Raw genomic sequence first — 22054 nt, 5'->3', positions numbered from 1 at the left:
CGCTGCGGTCGTCTCCGCTTCGCTCCGACCCGAACAGAGGGTCGACTCCGTGGATACGCCAAGGGGCGGCCTTCTTGCGAAGACCGCCCCCTTGGCGCACCCGACAGGATTCGAACCTGTGGCCTCTGCCTTCGGAGGGCAGCGCTCTATCCAGCTGAGCTACGGGTGCGTGGCTGCGGCGGTTAGCAGCGGGGCGGGGGATGCGCCAGCCCCTTTTCTTACCCGTTGCCCGCGCCGCTGCATTAGCGATTTGGCAACGGCTGGACGCTTATCCAGGGCACATGAACGCGTTTTCCAGCTTCGTCCCTGCGGCCACGACCGCTCCGCCCGCCATGCCAGGTGCCGGAAGGGCCGAATTCGGTCAGGCCTCGGCCAGCGCGATGAGCATGAAGTGGTCGGCGCTGCACGACGCCGCCGGGGTCGTGGCCATGCTGGCCGGGCTGGCACCTGAACCGATGCGCCCCGAAGTGCGCAATTTCCCGGCAGTAATGCGCGATCTGGGGGGGTGGCGCCGCGATCTTAGCGAACAGGGGATCGACGATCTTTCCGCCGTGATGGAGCCTGGCCTGGCCGCGCTGCTGGCGGTCCACGCCCGCGGGGTCAACCCGGCGCCGGCGGCCCTGGCGCTGTGGCAGGAATTTCACGCCGCGCGTGCAGCGCTGCTGTCCCTGATTCCAGCCCAGGAAAACCCGGTCCAGCGCCGCTTTACCTGAAATGGTCTTGCCAGGTTCCCGATCTGTTCCTAAGAATCGGGCATGGCGACCAGCGCTCCGATTCTGACGACCTCGCCGAACGAGGCCGACCTTAAGGCAGCGCGCGCGGTTGCCCGCGGAATTTGCCGACTGTTTGCCCGTAACGATATCTGGTGTCTGGCCGAAATGCCGCTGCGCTCCAATCGCCGCGCCGACCTGATGGGCATCGATGCCAAGGGGCAGCTGGTGATTGTCGAAATCAAGGTCAGTCGCGCCGATCTGCTCGGCGATGCCAAGTGGACCGACTACCTTGATCATTGCGACCGGTTCTATTGGGGGCTGGCCCCTGATCTGGACCGCGCCTGCATGGAAACCGAGGCTTTCCTGCCGGACCGCTGCGGCCTGATCGTGGCGGACGGTTACGACGCGGAGATCCTGCGTCCGGCAGCAACGGTGCCGCTGGCCGCCGCGCGGCGCAAGGCAGAGGTTGAGCGGTTGGCCCGCGCCGCGCTGCGCCGCCAGCTGGCCGCGCTCGATCCGCATCTTGCTGCCTGGCAGGACTGAGCGATCGCCCCATTCCCGCCGCCCCCTAATAGCCGCGCAACTTAACGGTAAGTTTACCATGTTGCGCCAGAACGGGCCGGTAATGGACTTGGTGGGGAAACCACATGGATACGTATCGCGGTACTTTCATCGATCGCAGCGACGCAAGCGATGACTGGCCGACTGTCGACTACGCCGAGGACGAAGGCGTACATGAAGTGCCACCCAGCCCGGTCGGGCAGGACGAGCGGCGCATGCAGGTGCGCGCCTACAACCATTGGGCCAGCCTTCTCGACAACCGCAATTTCCCCTCGATCGAAGATCTTGAGCCGGAAGAATTGCCCGATTTCGGGCCTTACAGCGTGCTGCTGGATTTCACCCAGGGGATCGACAATCCCTCGATCCGCTATCTCGGTGACATGCTCGCCGCCGAATGCGGCGCCCATGACGAAATCGAATCACTCGACGACGTTCCCAGCCGTTCGCTGCTGTCGCGAATCACCGACCACTACATGCAGATTCTGGCGAATCAGGCACCGATCGGGTTCGAGGCCGAGTTCGTCAATCAACGCGAACTGACCACGCTCTATCGCGGCATCCTGCTGCCCTTTTCCAGCGACGATGACACCATCGACTTCATTTACGGTGTGATCAACTGGAAGGAACTGGCCGATCAGCGCACCACCGACGCTCTGCTTAGCGAGATCGATCAGGCGCTCGATGGGCCCTCAGCCCGCGAATTGCGCCGCGAAGAGCCGATGGCCGATTGGGCCGATGGTCCCACGTCCGAGCCTGAGCCCGAAGCGGCCGTGAGCGCAGAACCCGCCGACGACGCCGACAACGACGTCCTTGATCTGGGTGATTTTGCCGAGCCCGTCGGCGACGCTGCAACCGCGCTGCCCGAACCGACCTTCGCCGTAGGCGGCTGGGCCAGCATCATCGCGGCCGACGATGAAGACGACGCGCCGGCGGCGGTCACCGCGGCCCATCGCCCGATCGACTTCGCTGCGGTGACAGACGGTGGCTTCGTGTCCGCTGACGCCTTCGCCGACTCGCTCGATCCCGCGGACATGGGCCTGGCCGACTGGCTCGCCTCTGCCCGCGAACTGGCCGAAGTGGCCAATGGATCGGAAGACCGCACCCGCAGCGCGCTTTATGCCGCGATCGGCCGGGCTTACGACTTCTCGCTCGCCGCCGCCGAAGCGCCGGACGAATTTGCCGAACTGGTCGCCGAATCCGGGCTGACCGTGCAGGACCGCGCGCAGATGACCCCGGTGGTCAAGCTGGTCTTCGGCGCCGATTACGACAAGACGCGCCTGGCCGAATATGCCTCGGCGCTAAGCCACGGCCACCGCCTGGGCGTGCCGCGCGGCACGCTTGGCCGCTACCTGGCCGAAGCGCCGGGCGGCCTCAAGGGCGTTGTCGGCGAAGAGCGCCGGATCAAGCGCGCGGAATGCGGCAAGGGCGAAGTCCGCCGTGACACCCCGCGCGAGGCGCTGGCCCGCAAGCTGCGCAAGCTGGATCACGCCCCGCTCGAAACCGTTGCCGCCGAAGGCAGCGAGTTCACCCTGCTGGTGGCGCGGCGCCTGCCCAGCGGCGAAGTGGTCCTGCTGGGCGAAGTGGCCGACGATGTCGCGCTGCTCGAACGCGCTGCCCGCAAACTGCTGGTCTGACCGGACATTCCAATACGTGCGAGAGGGAAGGGCGCCGCGACGCAAGTCGTGGCGCCCTTTGCCATTTGCCGCTAAGCGGACCCGATGACAGGGGAATTGCCAAAGCGAAGGAGCGGCAGGATCACACGCATTGCGCTGGCATTAGCGATATTGATTGCGGCAGGTTTGCTCGCCTGGCCCTTGGTCAAGGCCCGCGCCGGTATCCAGCTGCTCAACGCCATCGACAGCGTAGCCGGTGGCACTGCCGGCGCGCGTCAGGCGCTGTCGGGTACGAGATACGGTCCATTACCGGTGCAGCGGCTCGACCTGTGGGTGCCTGACGCGCCAGCGGGTCCGAAGCGGCCAGTTCTGGTCTTCGTTTACGGCGGCGGATGGAATTCCGGCGCGCCGCAGGACTATCGCTTCCTCGGGCGGACCTTTGCCCGCGCCGGCTATGTTGTGGTGATTCCCGGTTACCGCCTGGTCCCCGACGGAGTCTTTCCGCACATGCTCGAGGATACGGCCAAGGCGCTCGCCTGGACGCGTGACAATGTCGCGGCCTATGGCGGTGACTCCGACCGGGTGGTCATCATGGGGCAGTCGGCAGGTGCCTACAATGTCGCGATGGTTGCGCTGGAACGCCAGTGGCTGGGCCGCGAGGGCGTGCCCGACGGCTTCGTCAAGGGCGTTGTCGGCCTGTCGGGGCCTTATGACTTCTACCCGTTCACCAGCGATTCGGCGCGCGCAGCCTTTGGCAGGGTCGCGCCGCCGCAGATCACCCAGCCGATCTCCTACGTCCGCGGCGATGCGCCGCCGATGCTGCTGCTGACCGGCGATGCCGACACAGTGGTCAAGCCGCGCAACAGCAAGGCCCTGGCCGCAGCGCTGGACCAGGCGGGCAGTAACGTGCGGCTGGTGATCGTGCCCGGCGCCAATCACGAAGACACGGTGGTCAAGCTGGCGGCACCGTTCAGCCGCGACCGCCGGGTGATCGATCCGGTGCTGACTTTCCTGGCCGAGCGGACTGCTGCTTCAGCGCCGGTTCAGGCGGCGGTCCGCTAAGACCCGGGCCATGCGCGCCCTTTCCCGCTTCGCTGCAAGGTGTACCGCTGCTGTTGCCGCGCTTGCCCTGCTGGCCCAGCCCGCTGCGGCCCAGTCGGTGCTGCGCGATGCCGAAACCGAGGCGCTGCTCAAGGACATGGCGCGGCCGCTGATCGCTGCGTCCGGGCTCGATCCCAAGAATGTCGATATCGTCCTGGTCAACGATCCCTCGGTTAATGCTTTCGTCGCCGGCGGACAGGCCGTCTACATTCATTCCGGGCTGATCAATGAAGCCAGCGATGCCGAGGAAGTCCAGGGCGTCATCGCCCACGAACTGGGGCACATTACTGGCGGCCACGCGATCGCCACCGGCGGCAGCAAGGCCGCAACGGGGGTGTCGATCCTGTCGCTGCTGCTAGGCGCTGCGGCGGCGGCTGCCGGTGCCGGCGAAGCGGCGATGGGCGTGGTCATGGCCGGTCAGCAGGTTGCGCTGGGCAAGTTCCTGTCGTTCACCCGCGGTCAGGAAGAGGCCGCCGATGCCGCCGGGGCGCAGTACCTGTCCAAGGCGGGCATGTCCGGGCGCGGCTCGATCGCCTTCTTCCGCAAGCTGCAGGGCATGGAAATGCGCCACGGCTATACCCGCACCGCCGACAGCGAATTCTATTCGACCCACCCGATGACCGGCGACCGGATCGCTACGCTGACCGACACCTATGAAAAGGATCCGGCCTGGAACAAGCCTGCCGATCCGACGATCCAGGCCCGGTTCCTGCGGGCCAAGGCCAAGCTGTTCGGCTATCTGGCCGAGCCTAAATCGACCCTGCAGGTCTATCCCGAAAGCGATACCAGCGTCCCGGCACGCTATGCCCGGGCCTATGCCTTCCACAAGGAGGCGTTCCTCGACAAGGCCATGGCCGAAACCGATGCGCTGCTCGCCAAGGCGCCTGATGATCCCTATTTCCTCGAGCTCAAGGGCCAGATCCTGCTCGAAGCGGGCAAGCCGGGCGATGCCCTGCCGTCATTGCGCCGGGCGACCCAGCTGTCGGACAACCAGCCGCTGATCGCCACGACCTTCGGCCATGCCCTGATCGCCAGCGAAAGTGCCGCCAACCTGCCCGAAGCGGAAAAGGTGCTGAAGACTGCGGTCGATCGCGACCGCGAGAACCCCTTCGCCTGGTACCAGCTGGGCGTGGTCTATGGCCAGCGCGGCGACATGCCGCGGGCCAAGCTGGCCAGCGCCGAACAGCAGGTGATGCAGCTGCAATACGGCGCGGCACTGCAAAGCGCCGAAGCAGCCGAGGCCGGCCTGCCGACAGGCTCGCCCGACTGGCTGCGCGCCCAGGACATCGCGATGCAGGCCCGCGCAGCGATTGAACGCGATCGCAAACGCCGGTAAGCGCTGCCTGCATGAGCGAACCCGCACCCCGATCGAAATTCGTCTTCCCCGCTGCCGCAGTGGCCCTGACAGCGCTGGGCGCGCTGGGCGGCTGGGCATACGAGCGCCAGCGCGGCGAGCTGGGCCCGGGGCAGAAGCAGGCGGTCGAACAGGTGGTGCGCAATTACCTGCTCGAACACCCCGAAATCCTCCCCGAAGTTGTCGAGAAGCTGCGCCAGAAGGACAGCCAGAAGCAGCTCGCCGGGATTTCCGACAAGCTCGAAGTGCCTTATCCGGGCGCCGTGCTGGGCAATCCCCAGGGCAAGATTACACTGGTCGAGTTCTCCGACTTTGCCTGCGGCTATTGCCGGGCAAGCGAGCCGGTGCTGAAGGAACTGATCGCGCAGAACCCCGATCTCAAGATCGTGATCCGCCACTTGCCGGTGATCGCCCCGACCAGTCCGGCGGCCGCCGCGATGGGCCTGGCCGCGGCCGGGCAAGGCAAATACGTCGCCTTCCACGACGCCATGTTCGCCGCCGGTCGCACGGACCCGGCCTCGATCGAGGCAGCTGCCCAGTCTGCCGGGCTCGATATGGCCCGCGCCCGGGCCGAAGCCCAGGCACCGCAGGTCCGCGCCGAACTCGAAGCCAACATGGCCTATTCGCGCCAGCTCGGCTTCGACGGCACCCCCGGCTGGGTGGTCGGCGATCAGGTGCTGGTCGGCGCGGTCGGCAAGGAAGCGCTGGCCAAGGCCATCGCTGCGGCGCGCAAATCGTAAAGCGTTCGCGCGGCGGGCGCATTCTGCTAGGATGGACGCCTATGGCCGTCCTGCCCTTCCGCCCGATCCCTTTCTTTGCAAACAAGAATCGTGCCTTCTGGCGGCTTCAGGCGGCCGGCTGGGGCGGAGCCATGCTGCTGCGCGCGATGTCGAGCCTGGCCAACGGCCTGGCGCTGTCATTCCTGGTGCTGGTGCTGATCGCGACGATCACCGGCTTTTCTATCACCCTGATCCTCTCGGTGATCTATCGCCAGCTGATCAACCGCCGCCCGCTGGTCACCTGGGGGGTAACCGCGATCGTCCTGGCGGTGGCGGTGTTCCTTTATGCCTTCGTCGATGCCTGGGTGAACGGGCTGTACTACGGCGATGCCGGGGCCGGCTTTGCCCAGCGCTTCATCGGGCTGTTCTATATCGATCTGACCCTGCTGGGGGCGTGGACCGCGCTCTATTACATGGTCAACTTCTTCCTGCAGATCGAAGAGCAGAACGACCAGATGATCCAGCTAGAAAACCAGGCGACCCAGGCCCAGCTGGCGATGCTGCGCTATCAGCTCAACCCGCACTTTCTGTTCAACACGCTCAATTCGATCAGCACCCTGGTGCTGCTCAAGCAGACCGAACCGGCCAATGCCATGCTCAGCCGGCTTAGCTCGTTCCTGCGCTATACCCTGGTCAACGAACCGACCGGACGGGTGACCGTGGCGCAGGAAGTGGAGACGCTGAAGCTCTATCTCGAGATCGAGCGGATGCGGTTCGAGGAGCGTTTGCGCACCGCGTTCCGAATCGATCCGGTCACCGAGGAAGCCTTGCTCCCTTCGCTATTGCTGCAGCCTCTGGTGGAAAACGCGATAAAGTATGCGGTCGGGCCGCAGGAAACCGGAGCCGAAATCACCATCGCGGCGCAACTCGTCGGCCAGAACCTTCGCATCACCGTCTCCGACACCGGTCCGGGATTGCAATCGGGCGCGGCCAGCAACAGGTTCGCCGGCGTGACTTTTGACGGAGGTGAACCCGTATCGACCGGCGTCGGACTGGCGAACATCCGTGACCGGCTGGCCCAGGCTTACGGCGAGGACCATCGCTTCGAAACGATGGAACCGGCCGAAGGCGGGTTTGCCGTGCTGATCGAGTTACCGTTCGAACGCCGCGAAGCCGTGTCTTCCCCAACGGCAGTTAAACGCCCGGCCCTTGCCAACTGACCAGAGGCCGGCTGAATCAGGATTCCCCCATGTCCATTCGTACGATCCTCGTCGATGACGAAAAGCTCGCGATCCAGGGCCTCATGCTGCGCCTGGAAAAATATCCCGATGTCGAAGTGATCGACACCTGCTCCAACGGCCGCGAGGCGATCCGCAAGATCAAGACCGAAAAGCCCGACCTGGTCTTCCTCGACATCCAGATGCCCGGCTTCGACGGCTTTTCGGTGGTCAAGGGGGTGATGGAGCTCGAACCGCCGCTGATCGTCTTCGTCACCGCCTATCAGGAACACGCCGTCCGCGCGTTCGAGGCCAATGCCGTCAACTACCTGATGAAGCCGGTCGACGAGGACAAGCTGGCCGACACGATGGAGCGGGTGCGCACCCGCCTGCAGGAGAAGCACGCCGCCGAGGAAGCCGAAAAGCTCAAGACCGTGCTGGCCGAAGTCGCCCCCGATGCGATGGACGCCATGCCCGACGAGGCCGAGGCGGCGGGCCGTTACGAACGGCTGATCAACATCAAGGATCGCGGCCAGATCTTCCGCGTCGACGTCGATTCGATCGAACATATCGAAGCCGCCGGCGACTACATGTGCATCTACACCGGCGACAATTCGCTGATCCTGCGCGAAACGATGAAGGACCTCGAGCGGCGGCTCGACCCGCGGGTGTTCCAGCGGGTCCACCGCTCGACCATCGTCAATCTGAACCAGGTCCGCCAGGTCAAGCCGCACACCAATGGCGAATGCTTCCTGGTGCTCGATTCGGGGGCCCAGGTGAAGGTCAGCCGGAGCTACCGCGACGTCGTGGCGCGCTTCGTGCATTGATGGCTTCCCGGGCTTGACCCGGAACCACTGCCCGTTAGGCCTGCGACATGACCTTCACGCTTCCCGGTTTCGACCTCGCCGCCTTTGTCCGCGCCACGCTCGACGAGGATCTTGGGGTGGGCCTGCCCGGCGGCGGGCACGACGTGACCAGCGAAAGCGTGATCCCGGCCAGGGCGCGCTTTTCCGGGGCGATGGACACCCGCGACGCGATCGTCGTCGCCGGCCTGCCGATTGCCGCGGCGTTCTTCCGCGCGCTCGATCCCCAAATGGAGGTCGCGGTGCTGGTCGAGGAAGGCGCGGCCGTCCCCGCCGGGACCGACCTGATGCGCCTGTCGGGCAATGCCCGGGCCATGCTCACTGCCGAACGCGCGGCGCTCAACACCGTCCAACACCTGTCGGGCATTGCGACGATGACCCGCGCCTATGTCGACGCCATGCAGGGGCACGCCACCCTGCTCGACACGCGAAAGACCATTCCCGGGCTGCGCCATCTGGAAAAGTACGCGACCCGCATGGGCGGAGCGCAGAACCACCGCATGGGGCTGTGGGACGCGGCGATGATCAAGGACAACCATGTCCTGGTCGCCGGCGGCGTCGGCGAAGCAGTGCGGCGCGCCCGCGCGGCCGGGGTTTCCAGCATCATCTGCGAAGTCGACCGGGTCAGCCAGATCGAACCCGCGCTCGCGGCCGGGGCCAGCCACGTGCTGCTCGACAACATGAGCCTCGATGAACTGCGCGAAGCGGTCGTGCTGATCGCCGGGCGGGTACCATGCGAAGCTTCGGGCGGGGTGCGGCTTGACACCATCGCGGCGATCGCTGCAACCGGAGTCACTTACGTATCGGTCGGCCGCCTGACCCAGAGCGCGCCGGCTGCCGACGTGGGACTGGACTTCACCCCGCTGTGATCCGCGCGCTGACTGTCGCGCTGGCGTCGCTGGCACCGCTTCCCGCTCTTGCCCAAGCCTATCAATGCCGTGTCCCGCCGCAGATCGAATTGCCCGCCCCGGTGCGGCCGGACGGGCCAAGCCTGCGTACCTCGATCGCGGGCTATACCCTAGCGGTCAGCTGGTCGCCCGAGTTCTGCCGCGGCAAGGCCGCCAGCGATCCCGCGAATTACCAGTGCAACGGCCGGATCGGCCGCTTCGGCTTCGTGCTCCACGGGCTGTGGCCCGAAGCGGCCAAGGGCCCGCCGCCGCAATGGTGCGCGATCGAGCCGCGCCCCAGCCAGGAGGACCTGCGCCGCAACCTGTGCATGACCCCGGTGCCATGGCTGCTTGAACACGAATGGGCCAAGCACGGCAGCTGCATGGCGCGGCGTCCGGCCGACTATTACAAGGTCGGGGCGATCCTGTGGAACGCGCTCCGCCTGCCCGATGCCGATCACCTGTCGCGCCAGCCCGGGCTGACCGCGGGCGACCTGCGCCGGGCCTTCATCGCCAGCAACCCCGGCTACCCCCGAAGTGCGATCGGGGTGAAGGTCAGCAACGGCGGATGGCTGCGCGAGCTCTACCTTTGTTATGGCAAGAACTTCGTGCCACGCGCCTGCGATGCGCGCAGCTTCGGCCCGAAAGACGCTGTGCCGCTGAAAATCTGGCGCGGTCTTTAACGCCGCGCCGCGAAAAAGGCCTTGAGCAGAGCCCCGGCCTCCGCCTCGCCCATGCCCGAATAGACCTCAGGCGCGTGGAGGCACTGTTCGTGTTCGAACACCCGTGCGCCGTGATCCACTGCGCCGCCCTTGGGATCGGCGGCGGCATAATAGAGCCGGGCGATGCGGGCATGGCTGATTGCCCCGGCGCACATGGCACAGGGCTCCAGCGTGACCCACAGTTCGCAGCCGTCGAGCCGTTCGTTGCCGAGCGCCATGGCAGCGGCGCGAATCGCCAGCACTTCGGCGTGCGCGGTGGGATCGTGGAGCGCGCGCGGGGCGTTGTGCGCGGCGGCAATAACAGTGCCATCCTTGATCACCACCGCGCCGATCGGCACCTCACCCGCCGATTCTCCGGCGCGGGCCTGTGCAAGCGCCAGCTGCATCGCTTCGGGAAGGGGCCAACGGCTCATGCCTATCGGCTAGAGTCTTTGGTCGGGTGCGGCAAGGACATCCGTCCTTGCCTTGGCAACACCGGCCCGCTCCCCCTGCCCGACCACCCACAGGGTACCATGAACGGGTGGTCGGGCAGGGGGAGCGGGCCGGTGTTGCTAGCCTTTCGCGGAGGCGAAAGGCGCACAAAACAAAGCTTCTGCCTTGACCCCGCAAGGGTGAATCGGTATGGGCGCGCCTTCCCCCGGTAACGGGTGTCCAGAATCAAGCGAGTAGAACCATGTCCCGTATTTGCGAACTGACCGGCAAGGGTCGCCAGGTCGGCCACAACGTCAGCCACGCCAACAACAAGACCAAGCGCGTCTTTCTGCCCAACCTGCAGAACGTTACGCTGATGTCCGAAGGCCTGGATCGCAGTTTCAAGTTCCGCGTTTCAACCCACGGCCTGCGTTCGGTCGAACACGTCGGCGGGCTGGACAACTGGCTGCTCAAGACCACCGACGACAAGCTTTCGACCACCGCGCTCAAGGTGAAGCGCGAGCTGGTGAAGAAGCAGGCCGCCTGATCGCCGGCCCTGCGGGGCCGCCTTTCAGCCGCACAGCACAAGGCGTACGGAGCGATCCGTGCGCCTTTTTGCTTGTGCCGTGGCGGGGGGATGCCCTGCAGCTCTAGGCGGTACGTGAGCAGGTATAGGGCCGATCCGCAGCGCAGATGTGCCGTGCCCTCGCATTGGGCCGTTGCAGCGCTATAGCCTCTGCCACGCAATTGAACTGGGCGGATAGCGTCAGCATTCCGACGCGCGTCAGTCGAGCCCGCCTTCGCCGAGTGCAACGGACAAACGAAAAGGGCGGGTCCGAAGACCCGCCCTTCCGTATTTCCAATTTAGGATCGGCTTAGAAGTTAACCTTCGCGCCAACCTTGAAGAAGCGGCCAATGATGCCGTTGCCGCCCTGCACAGGGTTGTACAGGTAGGCACCGTAGGTCACCGGATCGAGCGGCGGCATACGGTCGAACACGTTGTTCATGTTCGCCGACAGGGTGAAGTTGTCGTTCACCTTGACGCGGACACCCAGGTCGAACGTGACGTAGTTCGGCACGTCGCAATAGGTTGCAGCACCATTTTCGTCCACGAACGGGCTGAGACCGGTGTAGGTCGTCCCATCTGTGTCCGGCGCCTTGCCAACGATGCAGTCCTTGTAGGCAGTACCCTGATCCATCGCCGACAGGTTGTACCCGCCGAAGAAGTTGGTGTTCAGGTTCAGCTGGAAGTGATCGCCCACATCCAGGCTGTTCAGCCACGAACCGTGCCACTTCGGCGTACCCGAACCGGCGGTCAGGTTGAAGTTGCCCAGCGTGCCGTCGTAGCGTTCATAGCCACCACCGCTGTTGGTCAGATCCGCATCCAGCTTGATGATGTAGCTGGCTTCAAGCGACGAGGTCCACTTGATGTTGTCGGACAGGTTGAAGCTGGCTTCGGCCGTGAAGTCCAGGCCGCTGACGGTCTGGGTGTTGGCGTTGATCAGGTTCGACTGCACGAAAGCAACACGCGGCGTCAGCGTCGGGTTGTTGAGATCCGGAGCATCCGGGATCACAGTATAGCCCGCGGGGATCGGCTGGCCGGCATAATACGCACGCAGGGCGGGCGCGTTCGACGGCTGGGTGATAACCCCGGTCTTCTTGATGCGGTAGTAGTCAACCGTGAAGGTGAAGTGACGGTTGGGCTCGAAGCGCATGCCAAGAGTCCAGCTGGTCGACTTTTCCGGCTGCAGGTTCGGCGATGCCAGCGTGGTCTGACCGTAAGACCCGCCACGGATATAGACCGGGCAAGCCGAGGTCGAGAACGTTGCCGTGGTGCAGTTGGTGAAGGTGCCACCCGGACCGGCGGTGTTGCCGGGAACAGTGTACGGCAACAGATAGGCGTTGTTGAACACGGACGAAGTGTTGCTCACGAAGCCGGTCGTCGGCAGCGCGTTGGCTTCACCGAACGACGGGATGCGGAAGCCCTTCGACCAGGTGCCGCGCACTGAAAGCTGCTTCACCGGAACGAATTTGAACCCGAACTTCGGCGAGAAGGCCGACTGCCCGCTCGAATAGTGGTCGTAACGGCCGGCACCGGTCAGGGTCAGCTGATCGATGATCGGCGCTTCGGCTTCGTAGTAGGCCGACTGGATCCAGCGGCTGCCCTTGGTTCCGAAGGCGTTCAGCGTAAAGTAGCGCTGCGTCGGGCCGTTATAGTCGTCGTTGGCGCTTGGCGCATCGACCGCTTCGTAGCGGATCGAGCCACCGACACCCAGCTGCAGCGGGCCGCCCGGAAGTTCGGCCAGCTTGGCAGTCAGCGCGCCCTTGAATTCGACCTGGTCCGACGTCGCGTTGCTGATGTTCGCCGGATACAGATAGTCATTCACGGCCTGCGAGTTCGCAGCCGGGTTGCGCCAGTTGTAGGTGCCGTCAGCGACCAGATCCAGCAAGTGCTGGATGTAGACGTAACCCGACTGGTTACGACGCAGATCGGTGTGCATCGCAGTCATGCCGACGTCGAAACCGATGGTGTCGGTGATGTCGCCGCTGAAGCCCATGGCCCCGCGATAGGCGCGGTTGCGGGTTTCGTTGTAGGTCACGTGGTCAAGATCGCGACCGATGATCCGGGCAACCTGGCCGTTGGCGGCATAGGGGTTGTTCGGATTGAGCACGCGGTTCGGCGAGGTGGCGCAGTTGACACGTTCCGGGCAGACATAGACCGGCAGGAACAGGGTCAACGAGCCGGGAGCACGCGTCGCGGCAGCGCTGGACGTCGAGAACTGACGATACAGGATGCCGGTGTTTGCGGCGGCGATCGCGCTCGACGGGAAGCCCGTGTACGAAACCGTGCTCTGCAGGAAGTTGGCTTCGAAGTAGGCTTCGATCGAATCGGTTACCTTGGCGGTAACGCGGCCCGAAAGGCCCCAACGCTTCACTTCCGGCGCGATCGTGCCGTAGTTCTTGGTGTAGTCAACCGCGCAGATCGAAGTCGGCGCAGTCGGGTTGTTGGTGAGTTCCGCAGCCGAAACAGTACGGACGACGCCCGGGCAGCTCGGGTTCAGGATCGCCCACGGGCCCTGTGCAGTGCCAGCCGGCGGGTTGGTGGTGTAAGGCAGGTACGGACGGACCAGGAACTGACCGGCCGTGGGAACGCCAGCCGAAACGTCCGCGCCGGTGGTGTTGTCCTCAAGGCAGACGCCGCCACGGCAAACGCCGCTCTGGTCGTCCGTGTTGAACGGATACGGACGATCCTTGTTCATCAGCTTGGCGGAGTGATAGTAGAAGCCGCTGACGTAGGCGTTGATGCCGTTCTTTTCGAGATCGCCAAAGCCGGCGGTCAGCGAAATGCGCTGGGTCGGCGCATCACCGCGCGACGAGACACCGGCATCGGCACGGAGTTGAAGGCCCTGGAACTGACGCTTGGTGATGATGTTCACCACGCCCGCGATCGCGTCGGCACCGTAGGCCGACGACGCGCCGTCGCGCAGCACCTGCACTTCGCTGACGATGTCGTCAGGGATGGTGTTGAGGTCGACGAAGTTGCGCGAACCGTCATCCGCGAGCGGATAGTATGCAGCGCGCAGACCGTCGAACAGAACGAGGGTGGAGTTGGTCGACAGGCCGCGCAGCGACACGGCCGAGGCACCAGCGGCGAAGGCGCCGTTGGCGGAGAAGCTGTTGGTCAGAGCCGGGCCGTTGTTGGCGGCAAGCGCCTGAAGACCGTCCTGGATCGTGGTGATGCCCTTCTGGTCAAGGCTTTCGGTCGTAACCGTGGTGACCGGCGAAGGCGTGTCCGAATCGGTACGGCGGAACAGCGTTCCGGTAACGACGATCTGACCATCTTCAGCGCAGGCGGCATCGTTCGGATTGGCATTGCAATCCACTGCCGACGCTTCCTGAGCGAACGCAGCAGAGCTGAGGAAAGCGAGGCCGAGCACCAGCGGTGCCGAACCAACTTTCAAAGCAGTAAGAGTGGTTTTTTTCACGTTCCAGTCCCTTATGTTCGACTGGGAATTCCAAGAATTTGGACATCCCAATGGCTTTTCGCGGCCTGATCCCGTTTGCCCCCGTTGACATCACAGACCCAAGTGACAGCAAGCGGCGACCGCAAAAAGCGATGGCGGTAAATAACCGATCCGCTGTGACCGGGCAAAGATTTTGGCGGCTTCCGGCGCAGTTTGGGAGCGAGTTGTAACCAATCTGCCACAGTCAGCGCTTAGGGCAAAACCACGGAATTCCACGTGCCGCGGCGTCATTGCGAAATTTAATTACAGCACGTGGCGAAAATGCCGCATATTCGTTACGGGCGTGCGGATTTTTTCGATTTTTTCGCAAACTGACCAGCGTATTGGTCGACCGATCGCACGTTACTGACGCGCCGCCATCGGCCCGGTGAACAGCAGCGGATCAAGCCGCGAATCGCGCCATTTGATCGACCAGTGGAGGTGCGGCCCGGTGGCTCGGCCGGTCATCCCGATTTTGCCCAGATACTGCCCCTGGCGAACCACATCGCCGACTTTCACTGCCAGGCTGGAGCAGTGCAGGAACGCGCTGTTTAGGCCCATGCCGTGATCGATCATCAGCAGCCGCCCCTCCAGCGTGAAAGGGCTGTCGGCAGCGAGGATCACCACGCCGTCGGCCGGGGCCACGAAGGGCGTGCCGCTGGCGCCGGTGGCGATGTCCATGCCCGAATGATAGCTTCCCGGCGTGCCGTTGTAGATTCGCTGCGAACCGAACCGCCCGGAAATGCGCCCATAGACCGGCCAGATGAACCGCTGCCGCCAGCCCGCGCTATCGTGATCAACCGCACGCGCGGCGTTGATCTGCGCCAATTCGGCACTGCGGCGAATTGCGAATGCCGCACTGGGCGGTGCGCCTGGACGTGGGCCGATCGGGATGTACTCAAGCTTCCAGGCGCGCGGCGCGATCGTCAACGCGCGCGCTGCGCTGCGCCCATCGGCAAAGCGCGCTGCCAGCTGGGCAGCACCCCCGGCATCGCGGTCGAAAGCGATCAGAAATCCCCCGTCATTCGCCACGCCGACCGGCTTGCCGTTCAGGGTCAGCCCCACCGTGCCGCGCGGCGCGACACCCCGGGCCCAGCCGCCTTGGGTCAATTCACCGGACAGCGCAAAATCGGGTGCAGCGACCAGACCTAGCGCTTCGGCGGTGCGAACATTGAGCCCGCCAGCCTGACCAATACCTGCCACCAGCGCCGCAGCACCCAAAGACACGAAGACTTTGCGCATCAGGTCTGGCCCGGTCACGCACCGCCCAGCAGGCGCTGCGTCGCAATCGCGGCGCTGGCATAGGCTTCCTGGCGCTCAACGCTCCAATAGCGCAGCGCTTCCAGCGGGATCACCTCACTGGTCACGGCACAGAGCACATATGAGCCGGGATTGATGACCCGGAACGAGCTTGGCTGGTAATAGAGGGTCGCGGCACGATCAGAAGCGGACATCAGCATGGTCTACCTTTAGCCCAGCTTGCCGTTCAGAGCAATTTTCCCTGCTCCGGCGGCGCGGGGCGGGGCGAGGCCTTGGTCCGCTGCGGGGCACTGCTCGTCGGTGCAGCCACCACGCCCGTACTGACTGCCAACCCCCCATCGCGGAAATGGAGGTTTAGCGCTGCCTCCTTTGCGGCACTGTCGCGGTCGACCAGGGTCCGTCCGTCCGGCGCGGTGACCCGGACATAGCCGCGTTGCAGCACGCGGTCGGGATCGAGCGACTGCAGGAACCGTCCGGCCGAATCGAGCCGGTCGCGCGCCCGGTCAAGCCGCGCACTGAGCAGGGGCAGCGACAGGCGGCCACCAACCCGCTGCAGGTCGCCACGGGCCAGCATGGTCCGCTCGCCCAGGCTGCGACGCAGCCGCTCGCCAAGATCGTCCAGCTTCTGGGTCTGCGGTGTGAACAGCGTTTCCAGCCGGGGGATCCGCTCGGCGCGCGCCGCCAGCCGTTCGCGTCCCAACTGCAACGGCCGCATCACCGCGCGGCGCTTGCGCAGGGCCAGTTCGGCAATCTGCTGAGCCAGGTCTTCGCGCACCGGGACGGCCATTTCCGCCGCCGCGGTCGGGGTCGGTGCACGGCGATCGGCGGCGAAATCGGCCAGGGTCGTGTCGGTCTCATGCCCGACAGCACTGATCACCGGAATCTGCGATTCGGCAATGGCACGGACCACCGCTTCCTCGTTGAACGCCCACAGGTCCTCGATCGAGCCGCCGCCGCGCGCCACAATCACCAGATCTGGCCGCGGAATTGCCCCGATGTGCGGCAGGGCGGAAAAGCCGCGGATCGCCGCAGCAACCTGCGCCGCGGCGCCCTGGCCCTGGACCAGCACCGGCCAGACCAGCACGCGGCTGGGAAAGCGGTCGGCCAAGCGGTGCAGGATGTCGCGGATCACCGCTCCGGTCGGCGATGTGACCACGCCGATCACATCGGGCAGATAGGGCAGGGGACGCTTGCGGGCAGCGGCGAACAATCCCTCGGCCTCGAGCCGGGCCTTGGTCCTGGCCAGCAGCGCCAGCAGCGCACCTTCGCCGGCCACTTCCATCCGCTCGATCACCATCTGGTAGTTCGACCGGCCGGGATAGGTCGTCAGCTTGCCGGTAGCGACCACTTCGAGCCCGTCTTCCGGTTGGAAGTTAAGACGCTGCGCCGTGCCGCGCCATAGCACCCCGTCGAGCCGTGCATTTTCGTCCTTCAGCGCCAGATAGACATGCCCCGAAGCGGCGCGCTTGACTCCGGAAAGCTCGCCGCGAACGCGGACAAAGCCGAAGCGGTCCTCCACCGTGCGTTTCAGCAGCGCGGATATCTCGCTGACCGATAGCGCGGCGGCGTTGTCCCCGGCCGAGTCCTTCGCTACCAGCCCGGCGGGTTCTTCTTCATCGGGAAATGGCGGCGACATGAATATCCTGCTGATCGGTTCGGGCGGGCGCGAACATGCGCTGGCGTGGAAGCTGGCGCAATCCCGACTGTGCACCAAACTGTTCGCCGCGCCGGGCAATCCGGGGATCGCGGCCCACGCCGAACCGGTTGCGCTCGATTCCGCCGACCATCAGGCGGTACTGACGTTCTGCGAAGAGCGCAGCATCGGCCTTGTCGTTGTCGGGCCGGAAGCACCGCTGGTCGACGGTCTGGCCGACACGCTGCGGGGCGCCGGCGTGCCGGTGTTCGGCCCATCGAAGGCAGCGGCGCAGCTTGAAGGCAGCAAGGGCTTCACCAAGGACCTCTGCGCCCGTGCCGGGATCCCCACCGGCGGGTATGAGCGCGTGACCGGCGAAGCGGCCGCCATGGCGGCGCTGGCACGCTTTGGCGCTCCGGTCGTGATCAAGGCCGACGGCCTGGCCGCCGGCAAGGGCGTGACCGTGGCAATGACCATGGCCGAAGCCGAGAACGCTGTGCTCGAGATCTTCGGCGGACGCTTCGGCGCGGCCGGCGCGGAAGCCGTGATCGAGGAGTTCCTTGAAGGCGAGGAGGCCAGCTTCTTTGCCCTGACCGACGGGCACACCGTGGTGCCCTTCGCCTCGGCCCAGGATCACAAGCGCGTCGGCGATGGCGACACCGGCCCCAACACCGGCGGGATGGGTGCCTACAGTCCGGCACGGGTGCTGACCCCGGCACTGCAAGGCGAAGCGATGAGCCGGATCATCGTCCCGACCGTGCAGACCCTGGCACGCGAAGGCATGCCTTATTCCGGCGTGCTGTTCCTGGGTCTGATGCTGACCAGGACCGGGCCGCAGATGATCGAGTACAACTGCCGTTTCGGCGACCCGGAATGCCAGGTTATGTTGTTGCGGCTGGAATCCGACCTGGTCGAGCTGTTGCTGGCCTGCGCGGAAAACCGCCTTGGCGCGATCGATCCGCCGCGATTTTCCGACGAAACTGCCCTGACCGTGGTGATGGCCGCCAAGGGGTATCCGGATGCACCGGCCAAAGGTGGCGCGATCCGCGGCATCGAAGCCGCGGAGCAGGCGGGTGCCAAGGTCTTCCATGCCGGCACTGCGCTGGCCAAGGGAGCCCTGGTCGCCAATGGCGGACGGGTCCTGAACGTAACCGCAAGCGGCGCGACAGTCAGTGAAGCGCAGGCCCGCGCCTATGCCGCAGTTGACGCAATCGATTTCGCAGACGGTTTTTGTCGCCGCGACATCGGCTGGCGCGAAGTGGCGCGCGAGCAGGCCTAATCGATCACGCGAATCTCGCGCTGCCACGGGAATGTCGCGCGCAGCGCGCACGCGGGAGTGGTAATGCGCACCTCGACAGTTCCGCCGGCGATACGCTCGCCCGCGTGACCCCAGCGGAAGGGCATGTAATAGCGCGCAACCCGTCCTTCTTCGGAAGTCCGAATCGACCAGTCAATCGGCATCATGTCGCCATTGCTGATCTGATATCGCCCGGGGACGTTGTCCCCCAAACCGGTCGCAGCAATCCGGAAAATCTTTCCGTTGCCCGTGATTTCAAGCGCACATTCGCCGTCCGTTACGGCCGCCAGAGTAGGCCAGCCTGAATCGACCGGTGCCGCAGCTGCAGGCACCGCCGCCGAGAGGGTCAGGGAAAGGGCAACTAGCACGGTCTGGCGCATGACTGGATCTCCCGCTTGAAGTTCGGCTTAAGCGATCCCGGATCCGCCTGCATCGGTAGATTTGCCGCCGCCCCGATCCGGCACGCAATCACAAAGCTGCGCTATCGATCAGCTCTGGCAGATTTTATTGCGCCTGCGCTGCATTGCGGGCAATGGGATTGCACAACAAGGGTCGCATTTCGGTTCGGACTATCGGGGTGCATCGTGAAAATCATACTGGTCGATAGCCAGAACGCGGCGCTTGCGCCGTGGTTGATGGGCTATCTTGGAGCAGAACTGAACGCGGGAGACAGGCCCGTCCGCCGGGTGATTCCGGTAAGGCCGAACTGCTTCGTCCAGATCATCCTTGGCGGCGACCACCTGATGATCGATGTCGAAAGCGGCGAGCGGGTTCCCGCCCCGCGCGTCGGCCTGTTCGGACCGCTTAGCCATTACCGCTACGACATGGAAATCAGCGGTCCATTCCGCACCTTCTCGGCGCGGTTCCAGCCGGCCGCGGCGGGCCAGCTGTTCGGTGTCGACCCGGTCGCTATGGTCAACCGGGTCATGGCCATTGGTTTGCCCAGCGGCCTTTACGACGCGCTCGACACGGCACCAGACTGGGGGGCAATGGCAGAACTGGCCGACCGCTGGATAGCGATGTTGTGCGAAGGGCGCTTCGGCGAAGATCCGGTTGCGCGCGCCGCACGGATGCTGCGCGAGGCGCAAGGCCAGCTGGGGATCAAGGAGCTGTGCGAGGAATCTGGGCTGTCGATGCGCCATTTCCAGCGCCGGTTCCGCCAGCTGACCGGCCAGAACCCCAAGCACTATGCGCGGGTGTGCCGCGTGTCCCATGCCGTGCACATGAAGGAGTTGCAGCCCGATCTGTCGTGGACCGCAGCCGCCTTTGAAGCAGGCTATTCCGACCAGTCGCACTTCATCCGCGACTTCAAGGGACTGACCGGCATCCTGCCGCGGGATTTCCTGCGCTTTCAGACACCGATCGAACGCTATCCGCGCTGGCGGGGTTAGCCTAGCACCGGCGCGGTCAGCGCCTTGAGATCGGCTTCGGGCCGTGCGCCATAATGCGAAATGATTTCGGCCGCACAGATCGCACCGAGCGTCAGGCACTGGTGAAGTTCAAGGCCGCGGACGTGCCCGAACAGGAAGCCTGCGGCGAACAGGTCACCCGCGCCGGTGGTATCGACCACCCTGGCAACCGGCTGGGCAGCGACTTCGGCGCGCACCCCGTGCGCCACCGCGATCGCCCCTTGCGCGCTGCGCGTCGCGACCAGCACCGGGACCTTGGCCGATACCTGCGCCACGCTCGCCTCGAAATCATCCAGCCCGGTCAGCGTCGCCAGTTCGTGTTCGTTGACGAACAGGATGTCGATCTGGCCCTGATCGATGAGGGCGTGGAAATCGTCGCCGTGCATGGCGATGATGAAGCTCTCCGACGCCGTGAAAGCAACTTTGCGGCCCGCCGCGCGGGCCACCTCGATCGCCCGGCGCATGGCTGCACGCGGCTCCTCGGGATCCCACATGTAGCCTTCGAGATAGAGTACTGCCGCGCTGGCAATCGCGGCTTCGTCAAGCGCGCTGGCCGACAGGTACTGTCCCGCGCCCAGCAGCGTGTTCATTGTCCGCTCGCCATCCGGGGTCACCAGGATCAGGCAGCGCCCGGTCGGCGGATCGCCGGCGCGCGGCGGCGTGGCAAAGGCGATGCCGCCAGCGCGGATATCATGGGTGAAGACCTCGCCCAGCTGATCGTCCGCAACCTGGCCGATAAAGCCGCAGCGCGCGCCAAGCGCCGCCAGCCCGGCCAGGGTATTGGCGGCCGACCCGCCCGAAATCTCGCGCGCCGGACCCATGGCTGCATAAAGTTCGTGCGCCCGATCCGCATCGATCAGCGCCATGCCGCCGCGGGTCAGGCCAAGCCGTTCGATCAGGGCATCGTCACAGGGCGCCATCACATCGACGATGGCGTTGCCGATGGCGATGACATCAACGGTTGGATCGGGCATGCATGGTTCCTGGAACAACGGGGAGAATCGCGCCGCGCCTAGCGGTCCCTTGGGCGCAGGGCAAGCGCGCCGCCGTTGACAGCGCCGCGCGCGCGGGCGAAGTGCCGCAGGGATGCTGCGCGCCTTCGCCCTTGCCCTTGGCCAGATGGCCGATCCCCGCGTCCTGCGCATCTGGCTGAAGAGCCTGATGGCGACGCTCGTCGTTTTCGTGATGCTGGGCGCTGCCGGCTGGTGGCTGCTCGATCGAAGCCTGGCATGGGCCGGGCTGAACGGCGCGAACCTTGCCGCGCCGGAAGGGGTGCGCGGATTGCTCGCCGCGCTGGGCGTGCTGCTGGGCGGGGTGGTGCTGTGGCGCATCGTCGCGCTTGCAGTCCTCCAGTTGTTCGCCGACGAGGTTGTCGCCGCGGTCGAGGCGAAGCATTACCCCACTGCAGCGGCCACGGCCCGCAATCTCGGCTGGCACGAAGAGCTGGGCGCCAGCCTGCGCGGTGCCGGCCGCGCCATAGCGCTCAATCTGCTGGCAGCACCGGTCGCCTTGTTGCTGCTGGTTACCGGATTTGGCGCGCCGCTGGTCTTCACCCTGGTCAATGCCCTGCTGCTTGGACGCGAGTTGCAGGATATGGTGTGGCTGCGGCACCGGCCGCGGGCCGATGCGCCTCCACCCCTGGCAAAGGCCGAACGCTTTGCCCTGGGGCTGATGGTGGCTGTGCTGCTGCTGGTTCCCTTTGTCAATTTCCTCGCCCCGTTCCTGGGCGCTGCTGCGGCGGCGCACCTTATCCATCGCAAGGCCAACCGCCCATGACTTACCGAAGTGCAATTGCCCTGATGCTGATCCCGTGCCTGGCCGCCTGCGGCGGCGGGTCAGGCGGCGGCGCGGTCCAGACTGCCGCAACCAAGCCGGCCCCGGTCAAGACGGCGGTCCGTCCGCCGCAGCACACCCTGCCAGCGAAGCCGCGGATCCAGACCATTCCCGGACTGGAAGGGCTGATCGGCGCGACCGGGGCCGACCTGGCCCGTCAGCTTGGGCAACCGCGGCTTGACGTGATCGAAGGCGATGCCCGCAAGCTGCAATTTGCCGGCACGGCCTGCGTGCTCGACGTCTATCTCTATCCGTCAGCCGCCGGGCGCGAGCCGACAGCGACCTATGTCGATGCCCGCCGCGCCAGCGATGGGCAGGATGTCGACCGCGCCGCCTGCGTCGGTGCCCTGCTGCGCCGCCCGGGCGCGCCCGCAGTGCCGGACAAGCAAGGGTAACCGGGATTTAAGGATAATCCGGCATAAGCCCTGTCCAGAGCAATTCCGGGGGCTGATTAGAC

Annotated in this window: 22 protein-coding genes and 1 tRNA gene; 15 read left to right on the top strand and 8 right to left on the bottom strand. The window is 65.4% G+C overall.

Annotated elements, in window-relative coordinates:
- Nucleotides 1-92: 92 nt before the first annotated feature.
- Nucleotides 93-169: transfer RNA gene (locus tag ACFFF7_RS10715), tRNA-Arg, on the bottom strand.
- 112 nt (nt 170-281) lie between these two features.
- Here ACFFF7_RS10715 and ACFFF7_RS10710 point away from each other — a divergent pair.
- From ACFFF7_RS10710 to ACFFF7_RS10665, 10 genes are all read left to right on the top strand, one after another.
- Nucleotides 282-713 (top strand): hypothetical protein, encoded by a 432-nt coding sequence (locus ACFFF7_RS10710; RefSeq protein WP_379481344.1) that lies wholly within the window; start codon nt 282-284, stop codon nt 711-713.
- Nucleotides 714-755: 42 nt separating this feature from the next.
- The gene (locus ACFFF7_RS10705; RefSeq protein ID WP_379481343.1) at nt 756-1256 is read left to right on the top strand and encodes an MmcB family DNA repair protein; all 501 of its coding nucleotides are present in this window, start codon (nt 756-758) and stop codon (nt 1254-1256) included.
- 104 nt (nt 1257-1360) lie between these two features.
- Nucleotides 1361-2908: a PAS domain-containing protein gene (locus tag ACFFF7_RS10700; protein ID WP_379481342.1), complete on the top strand. Its 1548-nt coding sequence runs from the start codon at nt 1361-1363 to the stop codon at nt 2906-2908.
- A 165-nt stretch (nt 2909-3073) separates the two neighbouring features.
- Nucleotides 3074-3949 (top strand): alpha/beta hydrolase, encoded by an 876-nt coding sequence (locus ACFFF7_RS10695; RefSeq protein ID WP_379481341.1) that lies wholly within the window; start codon nt 3074-3076, stop codon nt 3947-3949.
- 10 nt (nt 3950-3959) lie between these two features.
- Entirely contained in the window at nt 3960-5324 is a 1365-nt protein-coding gene (locus ACFFF7_RS10690; RefSeq protein ID WP_379481340.1) for a M48 family metalloprotease, read from the top strand.
- Nucleotides 5325-5335: 11 nt separating this feature from the next.
- Nucleotides 5336-6082 carry a DsbA family protein gene (locus ACFFF7_RS10685; RefSeq protein WP_379481339.1) on the top strand — a complete coding sequence of 249 codons (747 nt, stop codon included), beginning with the start codon at nt 5336-5338 and terminating at the stop codon, nt 6080-6082.
- Nucleotides 6083-6123: 41 nt separating this feature from the next.
- Complete coding sequence (locus ACFFF7_RS10680) at nt 6124-7281, top strand: sensor histidine kinase (RefSeq protein ID WP_379481338.1); 1158 nt, start codon at nt 6124-6126, stop codon at nt 7279-7281.
- A 29-nt stretch (nt 7282-7310) separates the two neighbouring features.
- On the top strand, nt 7311-8105 hold the full coding sequence (locus tag ACFFF7_RS10675; RefSeq protein WP_379481337.1) for a LytR/AlgR family response regulator transcription factor: 795 nt from the start codon (nt 7311-7313) through the stop codon (nt 8103-8105).
- Between the two features lie 47 nt (nt 8106-8152).
- Entirely contained in the window at nt 8153-9010 is an 858-nt protein-coding gene (nadC, locus tag ACFFF7_RS10670) for a carboxylating nicotinate-nucleotide diphosphorylase (protein ID WP_379481336.1), read from the top strand.
- Nucleotides 9007-9711: a ribonuclease T2 family protein gene (locus ACFFF7_RS10665; protein ID WP_379481335.1), complete on the top strand. Its 705-nt coding sequence runs from the start codon at nt 9007-9009 to the stop codon at nt 9709-9711. The genes nadC and ACFFF7_RS10665 overlap by 4 nt, the downstream gene beginning before the upstream one ends.
- Here ACFFF7_RS10665 and ACFFF7_RS10660 read toward each other — a convergent pair.
- Nucleotides 9708-10163, bottom strand: coding sequence for a nucleoside deaminase (locus ACFFF7_RS10660; RefSeq protein ID WP_379481334.1), 456 nt, complete (start codon nt 10161-10163; stop codon nt 9708-9710). The genes ACFFF7_RS10665 and ACFFF7_RS10660 overlap by 4 nt on opposite strands.
- Before the next feature lie 260 nt (nt 10164-10423).
- Here ACFFF7_RS10660 and rpmB point away from each other — a divergent pair, with 260 nt between their 5' ends.
- Nucleotides 10424-10708 carry a 50S ribosomal protein L28 gene (rpmB, locus tag ACFFF7_RS10655; RefSeq protein WP_379481333.1) on the top strand — a complete coding sequence of 95 codons (285 nt, stop codon included), beginning with the start codon at nt 10424-10426 and terminating at the stop codon, nt 10706-10708.
- A gap of 328 nt (nt 10709-11036) precedes the next feature.
- On the opposite strand, the gene ACFFF7_RS10650 is transcribed toward rpmB, so the two are convergent.
- From ACFFF7_RS10650 to xseA, 4 genes are all read right to left on the bottom strand, one after another.
- Complete coding sequence (locus ACFFF7_RS10650; RefSeq protein WP_379481332.1) at nt 11037-14147, bottom strand: TonB-dependent receptor domain-containing protein; 3111 nt, start codon at nt 14145-14147, stop codon at nt 11037-11039.
- A gap of 381 nt (nt 14148-14528) precedes the next feature.
- Nucleotides 14529-15407, bottom strand: a complete 879-nt coding sequence (locus tag ACFFF7_RS10645; RefSeq protein WP_379481849.1) for a M23 family metallopeptidase — start codon at nt 15405-15407, stop codon at nt 14529-14531.
- Nucleotides 15408-15421: 14 nt separating this feature from the next.
- Nucleotides 15422-15625: a DUF2093 domain-containing protein gene (locus ACFFF7_RS10640; RefSeq protein WP_379481331.1), complete on the bottom strand. Its 204-nt coding sequence runs from the start codon at nt 15623-15625 to the stop codon at nt 15422-15424.
- Nucleotides 15626-15651: 26 nt separating this feature from the next.
- Entirely contained in the window at nt 15652-17061 is a 1410-nt protein-coding gene (xseA, locus tag ACFFF7_RS10635) for an exodeoxyribonuclease VII large subunit (protein WP_379481330.1), read from the bottom strand.
- On the opposite strand from xseA, the gene purD reads away from it, so the two are divergent.
- A complete protein-coding gene (gene purD, locus ACFFF7_RS10630; protein WP_379481329.1) occupies nt 17060-18337 on the top strand; it encodes a phosphoribosylamine--glycine ligase in 1278 nt (425 codons plus the stop codon). The two genes, xseA and purD, sit on opposite strands and share 2 nt — an antisense overlap.
- Here the strand turns inward: purD and ACFFF7_RS10625 are convergent.
- The gene (locus tag ACFFF7_RS10625; protein WP_379481328.1) at nt 18334-18735 is read right to left on the bottom strand and encodes a hypothetical protein; all 402 of its coding nucleotides are present in this window, start codon (nt 18733-18735) and stop codon (nt 18334-18336) included. The genes purD and ACFFF7_RS10625 overlap by 4 nt on opposite strands.
- 204 nt (nt 18736-18939) lie before the next feature.
- Here ACFFF7_RS10625 and ACFFF7_RS10620 point away from each other — a divergent pair, with 204 nt between their 5' ends.
- Nucleotides 18940-19746 (top strand): helix-turn-helix domain-containing protein, encoded by an 807-nt coding sequence (locus tag ACFFF7_RS10620; protein ID WP_379481327.1) that lies wholly within the window; start codon nt 18940-18942, stop codon nt 19744-19746.
- Here the strand turns inward: ACFFF7_RS10620 and ACFFF7_RS10615 are convergent.
- Nucleotides 19743-20738, bottom strand: coding sequence for an adenosine kinase (locus ACFFF7_RS10615; protein WP_379481326.1), 996 nt, complete (start codon nt 20736-20738; stop codon nt 19743-19745). The genes ACFFF7_RS10620 and ACFFF7_RS10615 overlap by 4 nt on opposite strands.
- A gap of 112 nt (nt 20739-20850) precedes the next feature.
- Here ACFFF7_RS10615 and ACFFF7_RS10610 point away from each other — a divergent pair, with 112 nt between their 5' ends.
- Together ACFFF7_RS10610 and ACFFF7_RS10605 are read left to right on the top strand one after the other, a co-directional pair.
- Entirely contained in the window at nt 20851-21540 is a 690-nt protein-coding gene (locus tag ACFFF7_RS10610; protein WP_379481325.1) for an EI24 domain-containing protein, read from the top strand.
- The gene (locus ACFFF7_RS10605) at nt 21537-21992 is read left to right on the top strand and encodes a hypothetical protein (RefSeq protein ID WP_379481324.1); all 456 of its coding nucleotides are present in this window, start codon (nt 21537-21539) and stop codon (nt 21990-21992) included. The genes ACFFF7_RS10610 and ACFFF7_RS10605 overlap by 4 nt, the downstream gene beginning before the upstream one ends.
- Nucleotides 21993-22054: the final 62 nt, after the last annotated feature.

The organism is Novosphingobium aquiterrae, from assembly GCF_042434435.1.
Classification (GTDB): domain Bacteria; phylum Pseudomonadota; class Alphaproteobacteria; order Sphingomonadales; family Sphingomonadaceae; genus Novosphingobium; species Novosphingobium aquiterrae.
Note: the sequence above shows the minus strand (reverse complement) of the source record. Positions and strands in the feature narration are given on the sequence as shown.

Coding starts and splice junctions, on each gene's coding strand:
- ACFFF7_RS10685 (WP_379481339.1), top strand. CDS start 5,336: ATGAGCGAACCCGCACCCCGATCGAAATTCGTCTTCCCCGCTGCCGCA.
- ACFFF7_RS10705 (WP_379481343.1), top strand. CDS start 756: ATGGCGACCAGCGCTCCGATTCTGACGACCTCGCCGAACGAGGCCGAC.
- ACFFF7_RS10675 (WP_379481337.1), top strand. CDS start 7,311: ATGTCCATTCGTACGATCCTCGTCGATGACGAAAAGCTCGCGATCCAG.
- rpmB (WP_379481333.1), top strand. CDS start 10,424: ATGTCCCGTATTTGCGAACTGACCGGCAAGGGTCGCCAGGTCGGCCAC.
- ACFFF7_RS10625 (WP_379481328.1), bottom strand. CDS start 18,735: ATGCGCCAGACCGTGCTAGTTGCCCTTTCCCTGACCCTCTCGGCGGCG.
- purD (WP_379481329.1), top strand. CDS start 17,060: ATGAATATCCTGCTGATCGGTTCGGGCGGGCGCGAACATGCGCTGGCG.
- ACFFF7_RS10700 (WP_379481342.1), top strand. CDS start 1,361: ATGGATACGTATCGCGGTACTTTCATCGATCGCAGCGACGCAAGCGAT.
- ACFFF7_RS10610 (WP_379481325.1), top strand. CDS start 20,851: ATGCTGCGCGCCTTCGCCCTTGCCCTTGGCCAGATGGCCGATCCCCGC.
- ACFFF7_RS10615 (WP_379481326.1), bottom strand. CDS start 20,738: ATGCCCGATCCAACCGTTGATGTCATCGCCATCGGCAACGCCATCGTC.
- ACFFF7_RS10690 (WP_379481340.1), top strand. CDS start 3,960: ATGCGCGCCCTTTCCCGCTTCGCTGCAAGGTGTACCGCTGCTGTTGCC.
- ACFFF7_RS10645 (WP_379481849.1), bottom strand. CDS start 15,407: ATGCGCAAAGTCTTCGTGTCTTTGGGTGCTGCGGCGCTGGTGGCAGGT.
- ACFFF7_RS10680 (WP_379481338.1), top strand. CDS start 6,124: ATGGCCGTCCTGCCCTTCCGCCCGATCCCTTTCTTTGCAAACAAGAAT.
- nadC (WP_379481336.1), top strand. CDS start 8,153: ATGACCTTCACGCTTCCCGGTTTCGACCTCGCCGCCTTTGTCCGCGCC.
- ACFFF7_RS10605 (WP_379481324.1), top strand. CDS start 21,537: ATGACTTACCGAAGTGCAATTGCCCTGATGCTGATCCCGTGCCTGGCC.
- ACFFF7_RS10660 (WP_379481334.1), bottom strand. CDS start 10,163: ATGAGCCGTTGGCCCCTTCCCGAAGCGATGCAGCTGGCGCTTGCACAG.
- xseA (WP_379481330.1), bottom strand. CDS start 17,061: ATGTCGCCGCCATTTCCCGATGAAGAAGAACCCGCCGGGCTGGTAGCG.
- ACFFF7_RS10710 (WP_379481344.1), top strand. CDS start 282: ATGAACGCGTTTTCCAGCTTCGTCCCTGCGGCCACGACCGCTCCGCCC.
- ACFFF7_RS10640 (WP_379481331.1), bottom strand. CDS start 15,625: ATGCTGATGTCCGCTTCTGATCGTGCCGCGACCCTCTATTACCAGCCA.